Source organism: Kitasatospora sp. NPDC001159 (genome assembly GCF_053598235.1).
Genome location: NZ_JBSFJV010000015.1, coordinates 85,352 through 97,884, shown reverse-complemented (window position 1 = coordinate 97,884; position 12,533 = coordinate 85,352). Strand labels below are relative to the sequence as shown.

Annotated in this window: 15 protein-coding genes, 1 pseudogene and 1 riboswitch; of the genes and pseudogenes, 11 read left to right on the top strand and 5 right to left on the bottom strand. The window is 73.6% G+C overall.

The genetic code is table 11. From position 1 onward, the window contains the following. Positions 1-198, top strand: a pseudogene (locus tag ACWC9T_RS10900) (autotransporter outer membrane beta-barrel domain-containing protein); the annotation flags it as partial. On the opposite strand, the gene ACWC9T_RS10895 reads toward ACWC9T_RS10900, so the two are convergent. From ACWC9T_RS10895 to ACWC9T_RS10880, 4 genes are all read right to left on the bottom strand, one after another. After that, entirely contained in the window at positions 195-638 is a 444-nt protein-coding gene (locus tag ACWC9T_RS10895) for a GNAT family N-acetyltransferase (RefSeq protein WP_449820728.1), read from the bottom strand. The pseudogene ACWC9T_RS10900 and the gene ACWC9T_RS10895 overlap by 4 nt on opposite strands. 36 nt (positions 639-674) lie before the next feature. Beyond that, positions 675-866: a hypothetical protein gene (locus ACWC9T_RS10890; protein ID WP_449820727.1), complete on the bottom strand. Its 192-nt coding sequence runs from the start codon at positions 864-866 to the stop codon at positions 675-677. A gap of 73 nt (positions 867-939) precedes the next feature. After that, on the bottom strand, positions 940-1,683 hold the full coding sequence (locus ACWC9T_RS10885) for a sensor domain-containing protein (RefSeq protein WP_449820725.1): 744 nt from the start codon (positions 1,681-1,683) through the stop codon (positions 940-942). Between the two features lie 142 nt (positions 1,684-1,825). After that, positions 1,826-2,404 (bottom strand): GNAT family N-acetyltransferase, encoded by a 579-nt coding sequence (locus tag ACWC9T_RS10880; RefSeq protein WP_449820724.1) that lies wholly within the window; start codon positions 2,402-2,404, stop codon positions 1,826-1,828. A gap of 43 nt (positions 2,405-2,447) precedes the next feature. Between ACWC9T_RS10880 and ACWC9T_RS10875 the strand changes: the two genes are divergently transcribed. Then, positions 2,448-3,320 carry a hypothetical protein gene (locus ACWC9T_RS10875; RefSeq protein WP_449820723.1) on the top strand — a complete coding sequence of 291 codons (873 nt, stop codon included), beginning with the start codon at positions 2,448-2,450 and terminating at the stop codon, positions 3,318-3,320. A gap of 117 nt (positions 3,321-3,437) precedes the next feature. Here the strand turns inward: ACWC9T_RS10875 and ACWC9T_RS10870 are convergent, their stop codons facing one another. Beyond that, positions 3,438-4,280, bottom strand: a complete 843-nt coding sequence (locus ACWC9T_RS10870) for a M23 family metallopeptidase (RefSeq protein WP_449820722.1) — start codon at positions 4,278-4,280, stop codon at positions 3,438-3,440. Between the two features lie 12 nt (positions 4,281-4,292). Further along, positions 4,293-4,451, bottom strand: a riboswitch (cyclic di-AMP (ydaO/yuaA leader). Between the two features lie 196 nt (positions 4,452-4,647). On the opposite strand from ACWC9T_RS10870, the gene ACWC9T_RS10865 reads away from it, so the two are divergent. From ACWC9T_RS10865 to ACWC9T_RS10825, 9 genes are all read left to right on the top strand, one after another. Beyond that, the gene (locus ACWC9T_RS10865; RefSeq protein ID WP_449820721.1) at positions 4,648-4,938 is read left to right on the top strand and encodes a YiaA/YiaB family inner membrane protein; all 291 of its coding nucleotides are present in this window, start codon (positions 4,648-4,650) and stop codon (positions 4,936-4,938) included. Positions 4,939-5,033: 95 nt separating this feature from the next. Next, positions 5,034-5,858: an alpha/beta fold hydrolase gene (locus tag ACWC9T_RS10860; RefSeq protein ID WP_449820720.1), complete on the top strand. Its 825-nt coding sequence runs from the start codon at positions 5,034-5,036 to the stop codon at positions 5,856-5,858. 44 nt (positions 5,859-5,902) lie between these two features. Continuing rightward, positions 5,903-6,478, top strand: a complete 576-nt coding sequence (locus ACWC9T_RS10855; RefSeq protein WP_449820719.1) for a TetR/AcrR family transcriptional regulator — start codon at positions 5,903-5,905, stop codon at positions 6,476-6,478. A gap of 803 nt (positions 6,479-7,281) precedes the next feature. Then, positions 7,282-8,574 carry an ATP-binding protein gene (locus tag ACWC9T_RS10850; RefSeq protein WP_449820742.1) on the top strand — a complete coding sequence of 431 codons (1,293 nt, stop codon included), beginning with the start codon at positions 7,282-7,284 and terminating at the stop codon, positions 8,572-8,574. Then, a complete protein-coding gene (locus ACWC9T_RS10845; RefSeq protein WP_449820717.1) occupies positions 8,558-8,971 on the top strand; it encodes a roadblock/LC7 domain-containing protein in 414 nt (137 codons plus the stop codon). Before ACWC9T_RS10850 ends, ACWC9T_RS10845 begins: the two co-directional genes overlap by 17 nt. Then, the gene (locus ACWC9T_RS10840) at positions 8,968-9,315 is read left to right on the top strand and encodes a DUF742 domain-containing protein (protein ID WP_449820716.1); all 348 of its coding nucleotides are present in this window, start codon (positions 8,968-8,970) and stop codon (positions 9,313-9,315) included. Before ACWC9T_RS10845 ends, ACWC9T_RS10840 begins: the two co-directional genes overlap by 4 nt. Beyond that, complete coding sequence (locus tag ACWC9T_RS10835) at positions 9,293-9,910, top strand: GTP-binding protein (protein WP_449820715.1); 618 nt, start codon at positions 9,293-9,295, stop codon at positions 9,908-9,910. The genes ACWC9T_RS10840 and ACWC9T_RS10835 overlap by 23 nt, the downstream gene beginning before the upstream one ends. Next, positions 9,907-11,391: a cytochrome P450 gene (locus ACWC9T_RS10830; RefSeq protein ID WP_449820714.1), complete on the top strand. Its 1,485-nt coding sequence runs from the start codon at positions 9,907-9,909 to the stop codon at positions 11,389-11,391. Before ACWC9T_RS10835 ends, ACWC9T_RS10830 begins: the two co-directional genes overlap by 4 nt. Beyond that, positions 11,355-12,470, top strand: coding sequence for a cytochrome P450 family protein (locus ACWC9T_RS10825; protein WP_449820713.1), 1,116 nt, complete (start codon positions 11,355-11,357; stop codon positions 12,468-12,470). The genes ACWC9T_RS10830 and ACWC9T_RS10825 overlap by 37 nt, the downstream gene beginning before the upstream one ends. Positions 12,471-12,533 lie beyond the last annotated feature (63 nt).

Sequence of the window (12,533 nt, the reverse complement as noted above, 5' to 3'; positions counted from 1 at the left end):
ACGGTGCCGTCGGCGCAGCCGGTGCCGTCGGCGCAGCCGGTGCCGTCGGCGCAGCCGGTGCCGTCGGCGCAGCCGGTGCCGTCGGCGCAGCCGGTGCCGTCGGCGCAGCCGGTGGAGCGGTCGGCTCAGCCGGTGGAGCGGTCGGCTCAGCCCGCTCCGTCAGTACCGTCCGCTCCGCCGGATGGCGACAACTCCTAGACGGTGAAGCGCAGTTCGGGCTGCTCCCAGGGAGTCTTGACCTGCGGCGGGCGGGTGCCGGTGCGCTCGGCGCCCATCTGCAGGTAGAAGCCCTCGGCGGGCGGGTGGGAGACGACCTTGACCGCCTCGATCCCGGCCGCGCGGGCACGGCCCAGCATGTCGGTGATCAACTGCCGCCCGATGCCCAGTCCTTGGGCCTCGTTGGCGACGAACATCAGGTCCAGCTCGGCCGGTTCGCGGATCAGCGCGTAGAAGCCCAGCAACCGGTCGCCGGCGTCCACGGCCATCCGCACCTCGTGGCGCTCGACGTAGTCGGGCGTCACGACATAGCCGTCGATCATCGCGAAGTACGTGCCGCGGTAGGCACTGGAGGCCTGGATCAGCGCGGTGAGCCGGTCGGCGTCGGCCGGGTGTGCGGGCCGGATCGTGGTCTCGCTCATGCGGGCGAGTATAGGACCATATATGCCTAGTGACCATTACCGACTCCTCGGCGGCGGTGGTCGGCGGCCCGCCGCACCGCCGGGGCAGTCCAGCAGCGGCGCGGGCAGGGCGGCGAGCTGAGCCCGGGTGAGGCCGAAGAGCGCGCAGTACTCGTCCAGCGGACGGGAGGTGACCGGGACGTTGGGGCGCCGGGGGTGCGTGCGGCGGCCACCCGGCCATCCGAACACGGGGCGGCCCCGTCCGCGTCCGGAGCGCGGGCGGGGCCGGGGCAGTGCCTGGGCAGTGCCTGGGCGGGCGGTCTCAGCGGCCGAGCAGGCCCAGGGCGGCGGCCCGGTTGACGTTGGTCAGGCCGCGGACCAGCTGCGCGGTGAGGAAGACCAGCAGCAGTCCGACCGCGGAGAACGCGGCGATCTGCCAGGTGCCCTCGACGTCGTAGACGTGCCGGACGTGGTCGCTGTCGGTGAAGTCGAACAGCCGGTAGCCGTGCCAGTCGGTGAAGGTCGGGAAGACCCAGTGGTAGAGCGGGTAGAGCGCCATCGTCCAGCCGAGCAGCAGGAACACCAGCGTCATGGCGAAGCTGAACACCGCCCAGGGGAACATCACCAGCTGGTGGAGCACGGCCTTCCAGCCCGCCACGTCCGCCAGCCGCGCGGTGATCGCGCCCCAGCTGCCCGACCGGACCCGGCGCACCGGCGCCGGACCGGGCACGTCCACGCCGAGCAGGCCGCGCACCCGCGCCCGCTCCAGCCGGCCGAAGCCGCGGGCGACGGTGGTCAGACCCGCCAGCACCGGCAGGCCGAGGACCGTGATGAAGGTGCCGAGGCCGAGGCAGAACATGGTGATCGCGACGGCGAAGCCGGCGATCGCCACCGGCAGACCGGTGAGCGCGTAGCCAATCTCCCGGTAGTAGTACGCGGAGAACGGCGACCGCCAGAAGGACGGCGCCCGTTCCGTCCGGCGGGCCCGGGCGGGGCGCGGGCCGTCGTCGCCGTAACCGCCCAGAACGTCCCACTCCTGGTCCAGCATGCTTCGGCTGCTGCTCATCTCCCGGCCCCCGGCCCCTCTATCTCACGGTCGTTCGTGCTCGCTGACGTCCTTCAGTCTGGGCGAACCGCGGCTCAAGGGGCATCCGGGGGACCGGCGGATCGGGGGTGGGGTTAACCCCCGGTCCGGTCCGCTTCCGGGGTCAGGACGGCACCGAAGGACCGGGCCACTCGTCGACGAGCAACGAGTACAGGTACGAGTCCGACCAGACGCCGCCCTTGTACAGGTCGTGCCGCACCCGCCCCTCCAGCTGGAAGCCGAGCTTGGTGAGCACCCTGGCCGAGGCCGGGTTGTCCACGTCGACCCGGGCGGCCAGCCGGTGCAGCCCGAGCGGGCCGAAGGCGAACTCACAGAGCAGTCCGGCGATCTCGCCCGCGTAGCCGCGGCCCCACACCTCGCGGCCCAGCACGTAGCCGAGGTAGGCGGAGCGGCACGTGCCGAGGGTGAGGCTGGCGTGGGCGATCGGCACCGCGTCCGCCGGGTCCTCGGCGTCCTCCCGCCGGCAGACGGCGAGCCGGTAGGTGTCCCGTTCCTCGGCCATCGCCTCCTCCAGGTAGAGCTCGATCTGGTCGGCGCAGGTCTCGCGGTCCCGCGGCTCGAAGGGCAGGTAGCGGGTCACCTCCGGGTCGCTGAACAGCGCGTACAGCGCGTCCACGTCCTCCGGGGTGTGGTGGTACTCGCGGACGGCGAGCCGGGGGCCGGTGAGTCGTACGGGGACCATGGCTGCCGACCCTACCCGCGCCCGGCGGGCTACCGTTCGGAATATGAACGACGAAGACCTGCGGCTCGCCCCGCGCACCCGGGCCGCCGACCTGCTCGCCTGGGCGGCCGAGCAGGACCGCGCGCCGGTGGCCGAGGCGCCGCTGCGCACGGTGCTGGCGCTGCTGGAACTGGGCGACGGCAGGATGCACGACGGTTGGCCCGAACTGACCTCCAACGTGGTGGAGAACCTGCTGTACGAGCGGCTCCACCTGTACGTCCAACCCGCGCCGGACGCGGACCCGCTCGCGTACGGCGACGCCGTAGGGCTGCTGATCGACCACCAGCGGGCGGCGAAGCGGCTCAACGCCAAGCGCCAGGAGCGGCTGCACGCCGAGGCCGAGTGGCAGGGCGAGGTCGCGGCCGGGCTGCTGCGCCGCGCCGACCTGCTCACCTGGCCCCGGCTGTACGCCGTACTGCTGCACGCGCACGGGGTGGACACTGCGGACCGGGCAGCGGTCCGGGGCTGGCTGGCCGGCTTCGCCGGACTCGGCGAGGAGGAGCGGCTGGCCGTGTACGAGGCGCTGGCACCGGCCGGCTGGCTGGACGAACCGGACGAGCAGGGCTGGGGGCCGGGCCGGTTGCTGTCGCTCGGCATGGCCACCGACGGCGCGCGGCTGCTGCTGGAGCAGGGCCTGATGCGGCGCAGCTACCGCAACCTGGCCGAGCTGAACGCGCTGGGGCGACCGATGCCGGACGAACTGACCGGGGACTTCGGGGCGTTCGAGGCGGCGGCGGCCGAGGTCGCGCTCGACCTGTTCGGCGAGTGGACGGTGCCCGGGCTGGCGCGGCTGCTGGTGGAGGAGTTCCCGGAGCTGGCGCCGGAGCCGGGGCAGGAGGAGATCGAAGCGTACCTGGCGCAGGTGCCGGCGCAGTGATGCCGACGGAGTGATGCCGACGGAGTGAACGCCCGTGGGCCCCGGATGTCCGGGGCTCACGGGCGTTGTGTCGGGGTTCTTCCGGGGACCGTCGAGGGTTCCCGTCAGGGGTTCCCGTCAGGGGTTGAGGCCGCGCTGCTGGAGCCAGGTCTCCGGGTCGACCGGGGCGCCGCCACCGGGGCGGACCTCCAGGTGCAGGTGCGGGCCGGTGACGTTGCCGGTCGCACCGACCTTGCCGATCTGCTGGCCGGAGCCCACCTGGCCGGAGCCCTTGATGATCGAGGACAGGTGGCAGTACCAGATCTCGGTGCCGTCGGGCAGGGTCTCGACGATCCGGTAGCCGTACGCGCCGGACCAGCCGGCCGAGGTGATGGTGCCCTGGCCGACCGCGTGGACCGGGGTGCCGGTGTCGGCGGCGAAGTCCAGGCCGGTGTGCAGGTGGGCCCAGTAGCGGGCGCTCTGGCCGTAGTGGGCGGAGAGGTTGTAGTCCTTGACCGGCAGGGTGAGGGCGGCGGCCTTGGCGCGCTCGGCCTCGTCGGCGGCGCGCTTGGCCTCGGCCTCCTTGACGGCGGCCTTCGCCTCGGCCTCCTGCGCGGCCTGCAGACGGGCGCCCTCCTCGGCGGCGGTGCGCTGGCTGTCGGCCTGCTGCTGGATGCGGGCGGCGAGCGCGAGGCCGGGGTCGGCGGCCAGGGCGACCGGGGTCTCGTCCGGGGCCTCGATGGCGGGTGCGGCGGCCGGGGTCGCGGAGGCGAAACCGGTGGCGCCCAGGGTGGCGGCGACGGCGGTCACGCCGAGCAGCGGGGAGGCCCCGCGGGTCTGACGCGGCATCCGGTGGCGGTTGGCCTCGGCCTCCGGGGCGAAGGGATCGGCGGACTCGGTGCCGTCCGGGCCGGGGTGGTCGAGGAGCTGGGTACCGGCTACGGGGCCGGCCGGGTGTGCCGGGGTGTGCGTCGACGCCACGGAGGCGCGCTCCTTTCCTTCCTTCGCGCCTACCGGGTTAGCTGACGGGTTCGGAGCAGGAAGGTCTCCTACGGCCGGGCCGGAGCCCCACCGATTCACCCCAAGGAACGTGGTTCCCCGGCTCCCTGACCTGCCCGAAGGCCGGCCGGCGGGATTAGGCGACGGCGCACGGTGCCGTCTGGGTACGGCGTTGACGACCGCGCTGCGTTATCAAACGTTAATCCCAGGCCGCCCTGATTCCAAGCCATCCGCCCGGGACGGCTGGGGAGCAGGTGATCGGACGTCAACGAACCACCCGCCGTTCACCCAGTCCATCTGAGTACTCCTACTCATGTGCAGCCACGGCGCGCAGCCGCATCCTGGCGCCATGAGCGCACCGATGCAGACACGCACCACGGCCGCGTACTACATCCAGGCCGTCCTCTCCTTCGCCGTCTCCGGCTCGGCCCTCGCCGTCGGGATCGCCTACCTGCCCGTCGGCGGGTGGACCCGGGCCTTCCTGGGGATCGGCCTCCTCTACACCGTCACCTCCGCGTTCACGCTGGCCAAGGTGATCCGGGACCGGCAGGAGTCGTCGGACACCGTCGCCCGGGTCGACCAGGCCCGGCTGGAGAAGCTGCTCAGCGAGCACGATCCGTTCAGGGTCGAGGGGGTCTGAGCCCTCGGGAACCGGGGGTCTGAGGGGTTGACGGCTAAGGCTATTAGCCATAGCTTTATGGCTATCGGCAGCAGCGACCCCCGTGGAGGCCCACCGTGAACGGCAGCACCGCCCCGAGCACCCAGTACCTCGACGTCCCCGGCGGCCGGATCGCCTTCGACGACACCCGCCAGGGCGACGGCACCCCCGTCGTCCTGCTGCCCGGGATGCTCGACAGCCGCCGGACCTACCGGCACCTGCACCCGCTGCTCACCGCGGCCGGGCGCCGGGTCATCAGCATGGACGTGCGTGGCTTCGGCGAGTCCTCGATCGCCTGGGACGACTACAGCCCGACCGCCGTCGCCACCGACGTCCTCGCCATGCTCGACCACCTCGGCATCGAGCGGGCCGTCCTGGTCGGGCAGTCCTACACCGGCGCGACGGTCGTCAAGCTCGCCGGGGACGCGCCCCAGCGGGTCGCCGGGATCGCGCTGATCGACGCCTTCGTCGAGTACCGGGCCAACGCCCTGATGCAGGGCGTCGCGTCCGTGATGGGCAGCGCGATAGTCCACTGGCCGGCCGTCTGGGGCTTCTACCTGCGCAAGATGGCCTTCCCCGGCCCCCGCCCCGCCGACCTCGACGACTACGTGGCCGGACTGGTCGCCGACCTGCACGCCCCCGGGCGCAGGACCGCCACCCGCGGACACGTCACCGGGGACTCCGCGCCGATCGGCTGGTGCGCGGCCGTCCGCTGCCCCTCGCTCGTCCTGATGGGCAGCAAGGACCCGGACTTCCCGAACCCGGAGGCCGTCGCCGACCGGCAGGCCGAGGCGCTCGGCACCCGGAAGGTGATGATCGAAGGGTCCGGCCACTACCCGATGGCCGACAACCCGCAGGCCGTCGCGGACGCCCTGCTGCCCTTCCTCGCCGAACTCGGCTGAACCCGCCGCACCCGCATCCGCACCCGTACGGAGAACCCCACCCCATGCCCCGTGTAGGACTGACCCCCGACCAGGTCGTCGACCACGCCCTCGCCCTCATCGACGAGCAGGGCGCCGAGGCCCTCACCCTGGCCTCCGTCGCCACCCGCGCGGGGGTCGCCACCCCCTCCCTGTACAAGCACGTCAGCGGCGGTGTCACCGAACTGCGCCGGCTGATCGCCGTCCGGGTCACCGAGGAACTGGCCGACCGGCTCGCCGGGGCCGCGGTCGGCCGCAGCGGCGACGACGCCGTCACCGCCGTCCTGCGCGCCTACCAGGCCTACGCCACCGAACACCCGCACCGCTACACCGCCCTCCCCCAGGCCCCCCGACCCGACGACGACCTCACCCGCGCGGCCACCCGCCTCGTCGGCGTCATCATCGCCGTCCTCCGCTCCTACGGCCTCGACGGCCCCGAAGCCATCCACGCCGCCCGCACCGTCCGCTCCCTCGCCCACGGTTTCGCCTCCCTCTCCATCACCGGCGCCTTCCAACTCGCCGAAGACCTCACCACCACCCACAACCGCCTCATCACCACCCTCACCACCGGCCTCCACACCTGGCCGAAGGGGGAGGAGTAGGACGTCGGGCCCACCGGCCTCCTCCGCGGAAGGGTCCTGATCCACCCACCCTGGCAGCCCCGCCCGCACGGGAAGTCGGACCGGCCGGCTTCCGGCGCCGGCCAGCGGCCGGAGCGGGCACGGCGAGAAGTGGACGGGCCGGCACCGCACGCGCGAGAAGTCGGGCCGGGCCGGGCGGCTGCTGGACGGGGACATACGGGCCGTACGGGTGGCCGCCGTCGGCGCTGGTGCTGCCGGTGGTGGGTGGCGGGCCGGTATTGCGGCGCTGGCAGTTGCTGGTGCCGGTGTGTGCGGCGCCGGCGGGCAGCCTAGAGCGGCGAACCGACTGGTGCACGCGGTGACGCAGGACGTCGCGGACGACCGGACCCTGGCGCTGGTGCGGCGGCCGGGTACGGCCGGGCCGGCCGTGACCGGCTGAGCCGCACCAGTCCGACACCGGTCGCCGACCGTGGACACGGGGTCCGAGGATTCAGTGCCCCCTCCGAGGACGAGAGCCGGCCGTCGACCGGAGGTCCCGGCCGGACGACGTGGCGCTGCCGCTCCTGCACCGGGCCCCGTCCGTTCCGCAACACCGTGCACACACGTCCCACACAACCCGGAACGCGATCCGGCCATCACCCGTCACATCGACGTGGGTCGAAAGGCCCTGGACGAACGATCGGAGACCTCGCCAGGCTCCCGGGATCGGGGTCGAACGACACAGGGCTGACGGTGTATTGACTCGATATTGACGAGATCCGGTCACTTGGCGAGATCCGTTCACACCTTCGTAGGATCATCACCCTAGAATTCGCCGCGTGACGATGACTCAGTGGTCCGTAACGGCAACCGGCGTACTCGCCGTCCTCGCCCTCGTGGCCGCCGCGCGGTACCACGCCGTGTCCGTCACCCAGCGCGGCCGGGCCGACCGGCTGCAGGACGAACTCACCCGGCTCCAGGACCAGCTGAGCGCCGAACTCTCCCGCCGCGGCGCCGACCTGGCCGCCGTCCAGCAGGAGCAGGAGCTCACCGCCTCCACCCAGCGGGCCTTCCTCAGCGTCGCCCGCCGGATCCTCGTCATGGCCCACGACCAGCAGGCCCTGCTCGACGAGATGGAGCGCACCCACGACGACCCGGCGCTGTTGGAAGGCCTGCTCAAGGCCGACCACGCCGCCGCCCAACAGGCCCGGCTGGCCCAGACCCTGGCCGTCCTGTGCGGCGCGCGGGCCGGCCGGCACTGGCCGGAACCGGTCCCCCTGGAGGACGTGGTGCGCGGCGCCCAGTCGCGCATCCTGCCGTTCCAGAGGGTGGCGGTCCGCAGCCGGATCGAGACCGCGGTGGTCGGCGCCGCCGCCGAGGCGCTGATCCACGCCGTCGCCGAACTGCTGGACAACGCCACCCGCTACTCCCCGCCCAGCACCCAGGTGTTCGTCACGCTGATGCCGGTGCACAACGGCGCGGTGATCGAGATCGACGACGGCGGCGTCGGCATGCCCGAACAGGCCGTCGCCAAGGCCGCCGCCGCGCTCTCCGGGGGCAGCACCCTGGAGGTCTCCCGGCTCGGCGAGGTCCCGCAGCTGGGCCTGGCCGCGGTCGGCCGGCTCGCCGAGCAGTACGGCTTCCGGGTCACCCTCAGTTCGGCGCCCTCGCCGTACGGCGGCGTGCGCGTCGTCGTCCTGCTGCCGAACGCCCTGCTCACCGAACCGCTGCCACCCACCGTCCCCGGCCTCGGACCGGACGACCGGGCGTTCAACCCCGACCCCCGGCCGGCCTTCCCCGCCGGTCACCCGACGGCCGGTCACCCGATGGTGGAGACCCCACCCACCGGTCGGCCCCAGACCGGCGACACCCCACCGCCGCTGCCCCGCCGGAGCCACCGGCGCGACCGCGCGAACCGGACCGCCCAGCACGCCGCTCCCCCGCCGCAGCCCGCCCCGCCGTACCGCTCGGCCCGGGACGCGCAGGCGTTCATGGCGATGTTCCAGGCCGGGACCGCCAGCGGCCGATCGGCCGCCCGGGCCCAGGCCCAGACCCCACCCAGCCCCACCGACCCTTCCTCCCCTGCTTCCCCCCGACTGCCCCAGCCCTCCGGAGAGTTCCATGACCACCACCCCTGACCTCGGCTGGCTGCTCGCCGACATCATCGCCGTCCCGCAGGTCCAGCACGCCGTCGTCGTCTCCAACGACGGCCTGGAGATCGGCCGCAGCGCCGACATCCCCCGCGAGGACGCCGAACGGCTCGCCGCCGCCTGCTCCGGACTGCAGTCGCTGGCCCGCGGCGTCGCCGCGGGCTTCGGCGGACCGGGCAGCGCCACCCGCCAGATCATCATCGAGTACGGCGGCGGCTACCTCTTCATCGTCGCCGCCGGGGCCGGCGCCCACCTGGCCGTGGTGACCGGCGAGGCGGTGGACGCCGGGCTGGTCGCGTACCAGATGCAGGTCCTGGTCGAGCGGATCGGAACCCACCTCACCAGCCCGCCGCGGGTCGACCACGCGGCGGGGGGCCACCGGTGAGCGGGCCCGTCCGGCCCTACGTCATCACCGGCGGGCGCAGCCGCCCCACCCGGGTCGACCTGGCCATCGAGAGCCTGGTCAGCGCGTTATCCGAACCCCCGGAACTGCCCGAGCACGACGTGCTCAACCGGGAGCACCGGCGCATCCTCGGGCTCTGCCACAGCCTGCTCTCCGTCGCCGAGGTGGCGGCCCACCTGGGGCTGCCGCTCGGCGTCGTCAAGGTGCTGGTCGGCGACCTCTGGGACCTCGGCGCCGTACAGGTGCTCCCGCCCGTCCCGCAGGCCGAACGCCTGCCCACAACCCTCCTGGAAGAGGTGCTCGTTGGCCTCCGCCAACTCCGCTGACACCCACGTCCCCGAGCCGACGTACCTGCCGTCCTCGGTGCAGGGTGCGGTGAAGATCCTGGTCACCGGCCCGTTCGGGGTCGGCAAGACCACCCTGGTCGGCTCGCTCAGCGAGATCACCCCGCTGCGCACCGAGGAGACCATGACCGCCGCCAGCAGCGGCGTGGACGACCTGACCGGGCACAGCGGCAAGACCACCACCACGGTCGCGCTGGACTTCGGCCGGATCACGCTCAACTCCCGGCTCGCGCTGTACCTGTTCGGCACGCCCGGGCAGCAGCGGTTCTGGCCGCTCTGGGACGACCTGTCGCGCGGCGCGCTCGGCGCCATCGCGATGGTCGACCTGCGGCGGCCGGACGAGAGCTTCGACGTGCTCGGCCGGCTGGAGGAGCAGCGCATCCCCTTCGCGGTGGCGGTCAACACCTTCCCGGACACCCCGAGTTACCCGGAGGAGGAGCTGCGCTCGGCGCTGGACCTGCTGCCCGAGGTGCCGATCCTGTACTGCGACGCGCGCGACCGGCGGCAGTCGTACGACCTGCTGATCGACTTCGTGGACCACCTGCACCGCAGCTCGCTCCTGGAGCTGCGGCAATGACCGTTCCCGAGCCCCCGCGGGCCGCCGGCTGCCCGGTCGCGCACGGCGGAGCCTCCTACCTCGCGGCCCCGTACGGCGGCGGGCTGCCGGTCGGCGTGCCGCTGACCCCGCTGTACGGACAGGCCGTCGCCGACGACCCGCACGGCCTGTACGCCCGGCTGCGCGAGCGGTACGGGCCGGTCGCGCCGATCGAGCTGGAGCCCGGCGTGGAGGCCTGGCTCGTCCTCGGTTACGGCGAGCTGCTCGAACTCACCCGCAACGAGGCCCTGTTCTCCAAGGACTCGCGGCACTGGCGGGTACCCGCCGAGGGCCGGCTCGCCCCCGACTCACGGCTGCAGCCGATGACCGCGTGGCGGCCCACCCTGCTCAACCTCGACGGCGCCGAGCACCAGCGGCTGCGCGCCGCCGTCTCGGCCACCCTGGCCCAGATCGACCACCGGCAGCTGCGCGAGACCACCGAGGCCGCCGCCGACGGCCTGATCGACAGCTGGGGCCCGGACGGCACCGCCGACCTGATCGGCCAGTACGCCCGGGCGCTGCCGCTGCTGGTCTCCACCCAGCTGGTCGGCCTGCCGACCGGGGCCGGGCCGCGGATGGTCGAGCTGATCAGCCACTTCGTCGACAGCGGGCCCGAATCGGTGCGCGCCGCCGGGGAGTTCCAGGCGATCCTGACCGACCTGGTGCGCCGCCGCCGCTCCGCGCCCAGTGCCGACCTCACCTCCTGGCTGCTCGCCCATCCGGCCGGGCTGACCGACGAGGAGGCGGTGCACCACCTGGTGGTGCTGATGGTCGCGGGCAACGAGACCTGCATCAACTGGATCGGCAACACCCTGCGGCTGCTGCTGACCGACCGGCGCTTCCGGGCCACCCTCACCGGCGGACGGCTGACCGTCTCCGACGCGCTGGAGGAAGTGCTCTGGCGCGACCCGCCGACGCAGAACTTCCCGGGCCGCTGGGCCACCGGCGACACCGTGCTCGGCGGCCAGTACATCAGCGCCGGCGACATGCTGGTGCTCGGCCTGGCCGCGGCCAACGCCGACCCGGCCGCCCAGGGTGCCGCCTCCGCCACACAGGGCTCGCTCGGCGGCAACCGGGCGCACCTCGCCTGGGGCGCGGGCCGGCACGTCTGCCCGGCCCAGCACCCGGCCCGGATCATCGTCGAGACCGCCGTCGAGACCCTGCTGCACCGCCTTCCGGACCTCCAACTCGCCGTCCCACCGTGCGAGCTGGCCTGGCGGCCGTCCCCGTGGTCGCGGGCGCTGGTCGCCCTGCCGGTGCTGTACAGCGCCTTCACCCCGCCCCGCCCGCCAGCCCCCGAGAGGCCCGCATGGACACCACCGCAGACTCCCCCGGAGCCCGCCCCGAGCCCGTCCGGCTCGACCCCTTCGGACGCGACCAGCACGGCGAGAACGCCCGGCTCCGAGCAGCCGGTCCAGCGGTCCTGGTGGAACTCCCTGGTGGGGTGGTGGTCTGGGCGGTAACCCGTCACGACACCCTGCAGTCGCTGCTGGCCGATCCGCGGGTCGGCAAGAACGCCGGGCTGTGGACCACCTTCCGGGAGGGGCGGCTGCCGCAGGGGTGGCCGCTGCTCAACTTCGTCACCGTGCCCGGCATGGTCACCGCCGACGGCGAGGACCACCGGCGGCTGCGCGGGCTGGTCAGCCAGGCCTTCACCCCGCGCCGAATAGCCGCGCTGGCGCCCGCGATCGAGGCCCGGGCGGTCGCCCTGCTCGACTCGGTCGCCGAAGTGGCGAAGCTGGAGGGCGAGTTCGACCTGCGCGAGCACTTCGCCTACCCGCTGCCGATGCAGGTGATCGGCGAGCTGCTCGGCCTGGCGGTGGAGCAGCAGGACGAACTGCACGCGCTCTCCGACACCCTGGTCTCCAGCTCGGCCACCCCGGCGGCGGCCGTCGCCGCGCAGCGGGACCTGAACGCGCTGCTGGCCTCGGTGGTGGCGGCCAAGCGGGCCGAGCCCGCCGACGACCTGACCACCGACCTGATCGCCGCCCGGGAGGCCGGGGAGGGGCTCAGCGAGGCCGAACTCGTCGGCACCCTGCTGCTGATGCTGGTCGCCGGGCACGAGACCACGCTCAACCTGATCACCAACGCGGTGCGGGCCCTGCTCGCCCACCCCGACCAGCTGCGGCTGGTCCTGGACGGCGCGCAGCCGTGGTCGGCGGTGGTGGAGGAGACGCTGCGCTACGACTCGCCGGTCGGCCAGTTCCCGCTGCGCTACGCGATCGAGGACATCGAGGTCGGCGACGTGGTGATCCGGCGCGGGGAGGCGCTGCTCGCCTCGTACGCGGCGGCCGGGCGCGACGCCGGGCACTACCCGGACGCCGACCGCTTCGACCTGACCCGGCAGCCGGCCCGGCACCTGTCGCTCGGCCACGGCCCGCACTTCTGCCTGGGCTCGGGGCTGGCCCGGCTGGAGGCCGAGACGGCGCTGCGGCACCTGTTCGGGCGGTTCCCGGACCTGGCCCTGGCGGAGGGCGAACGGCCGGAGCCGATCGGTTCGTTCGTGAGCAACAGCGTGCGGACCCTGCGGGTGACGGTCTGAGGGTGTCCGAAGGGTGACGGTCCGAGGGTGACGGTCCGGGCCAGCCGGTTACCTGAGGCCGGC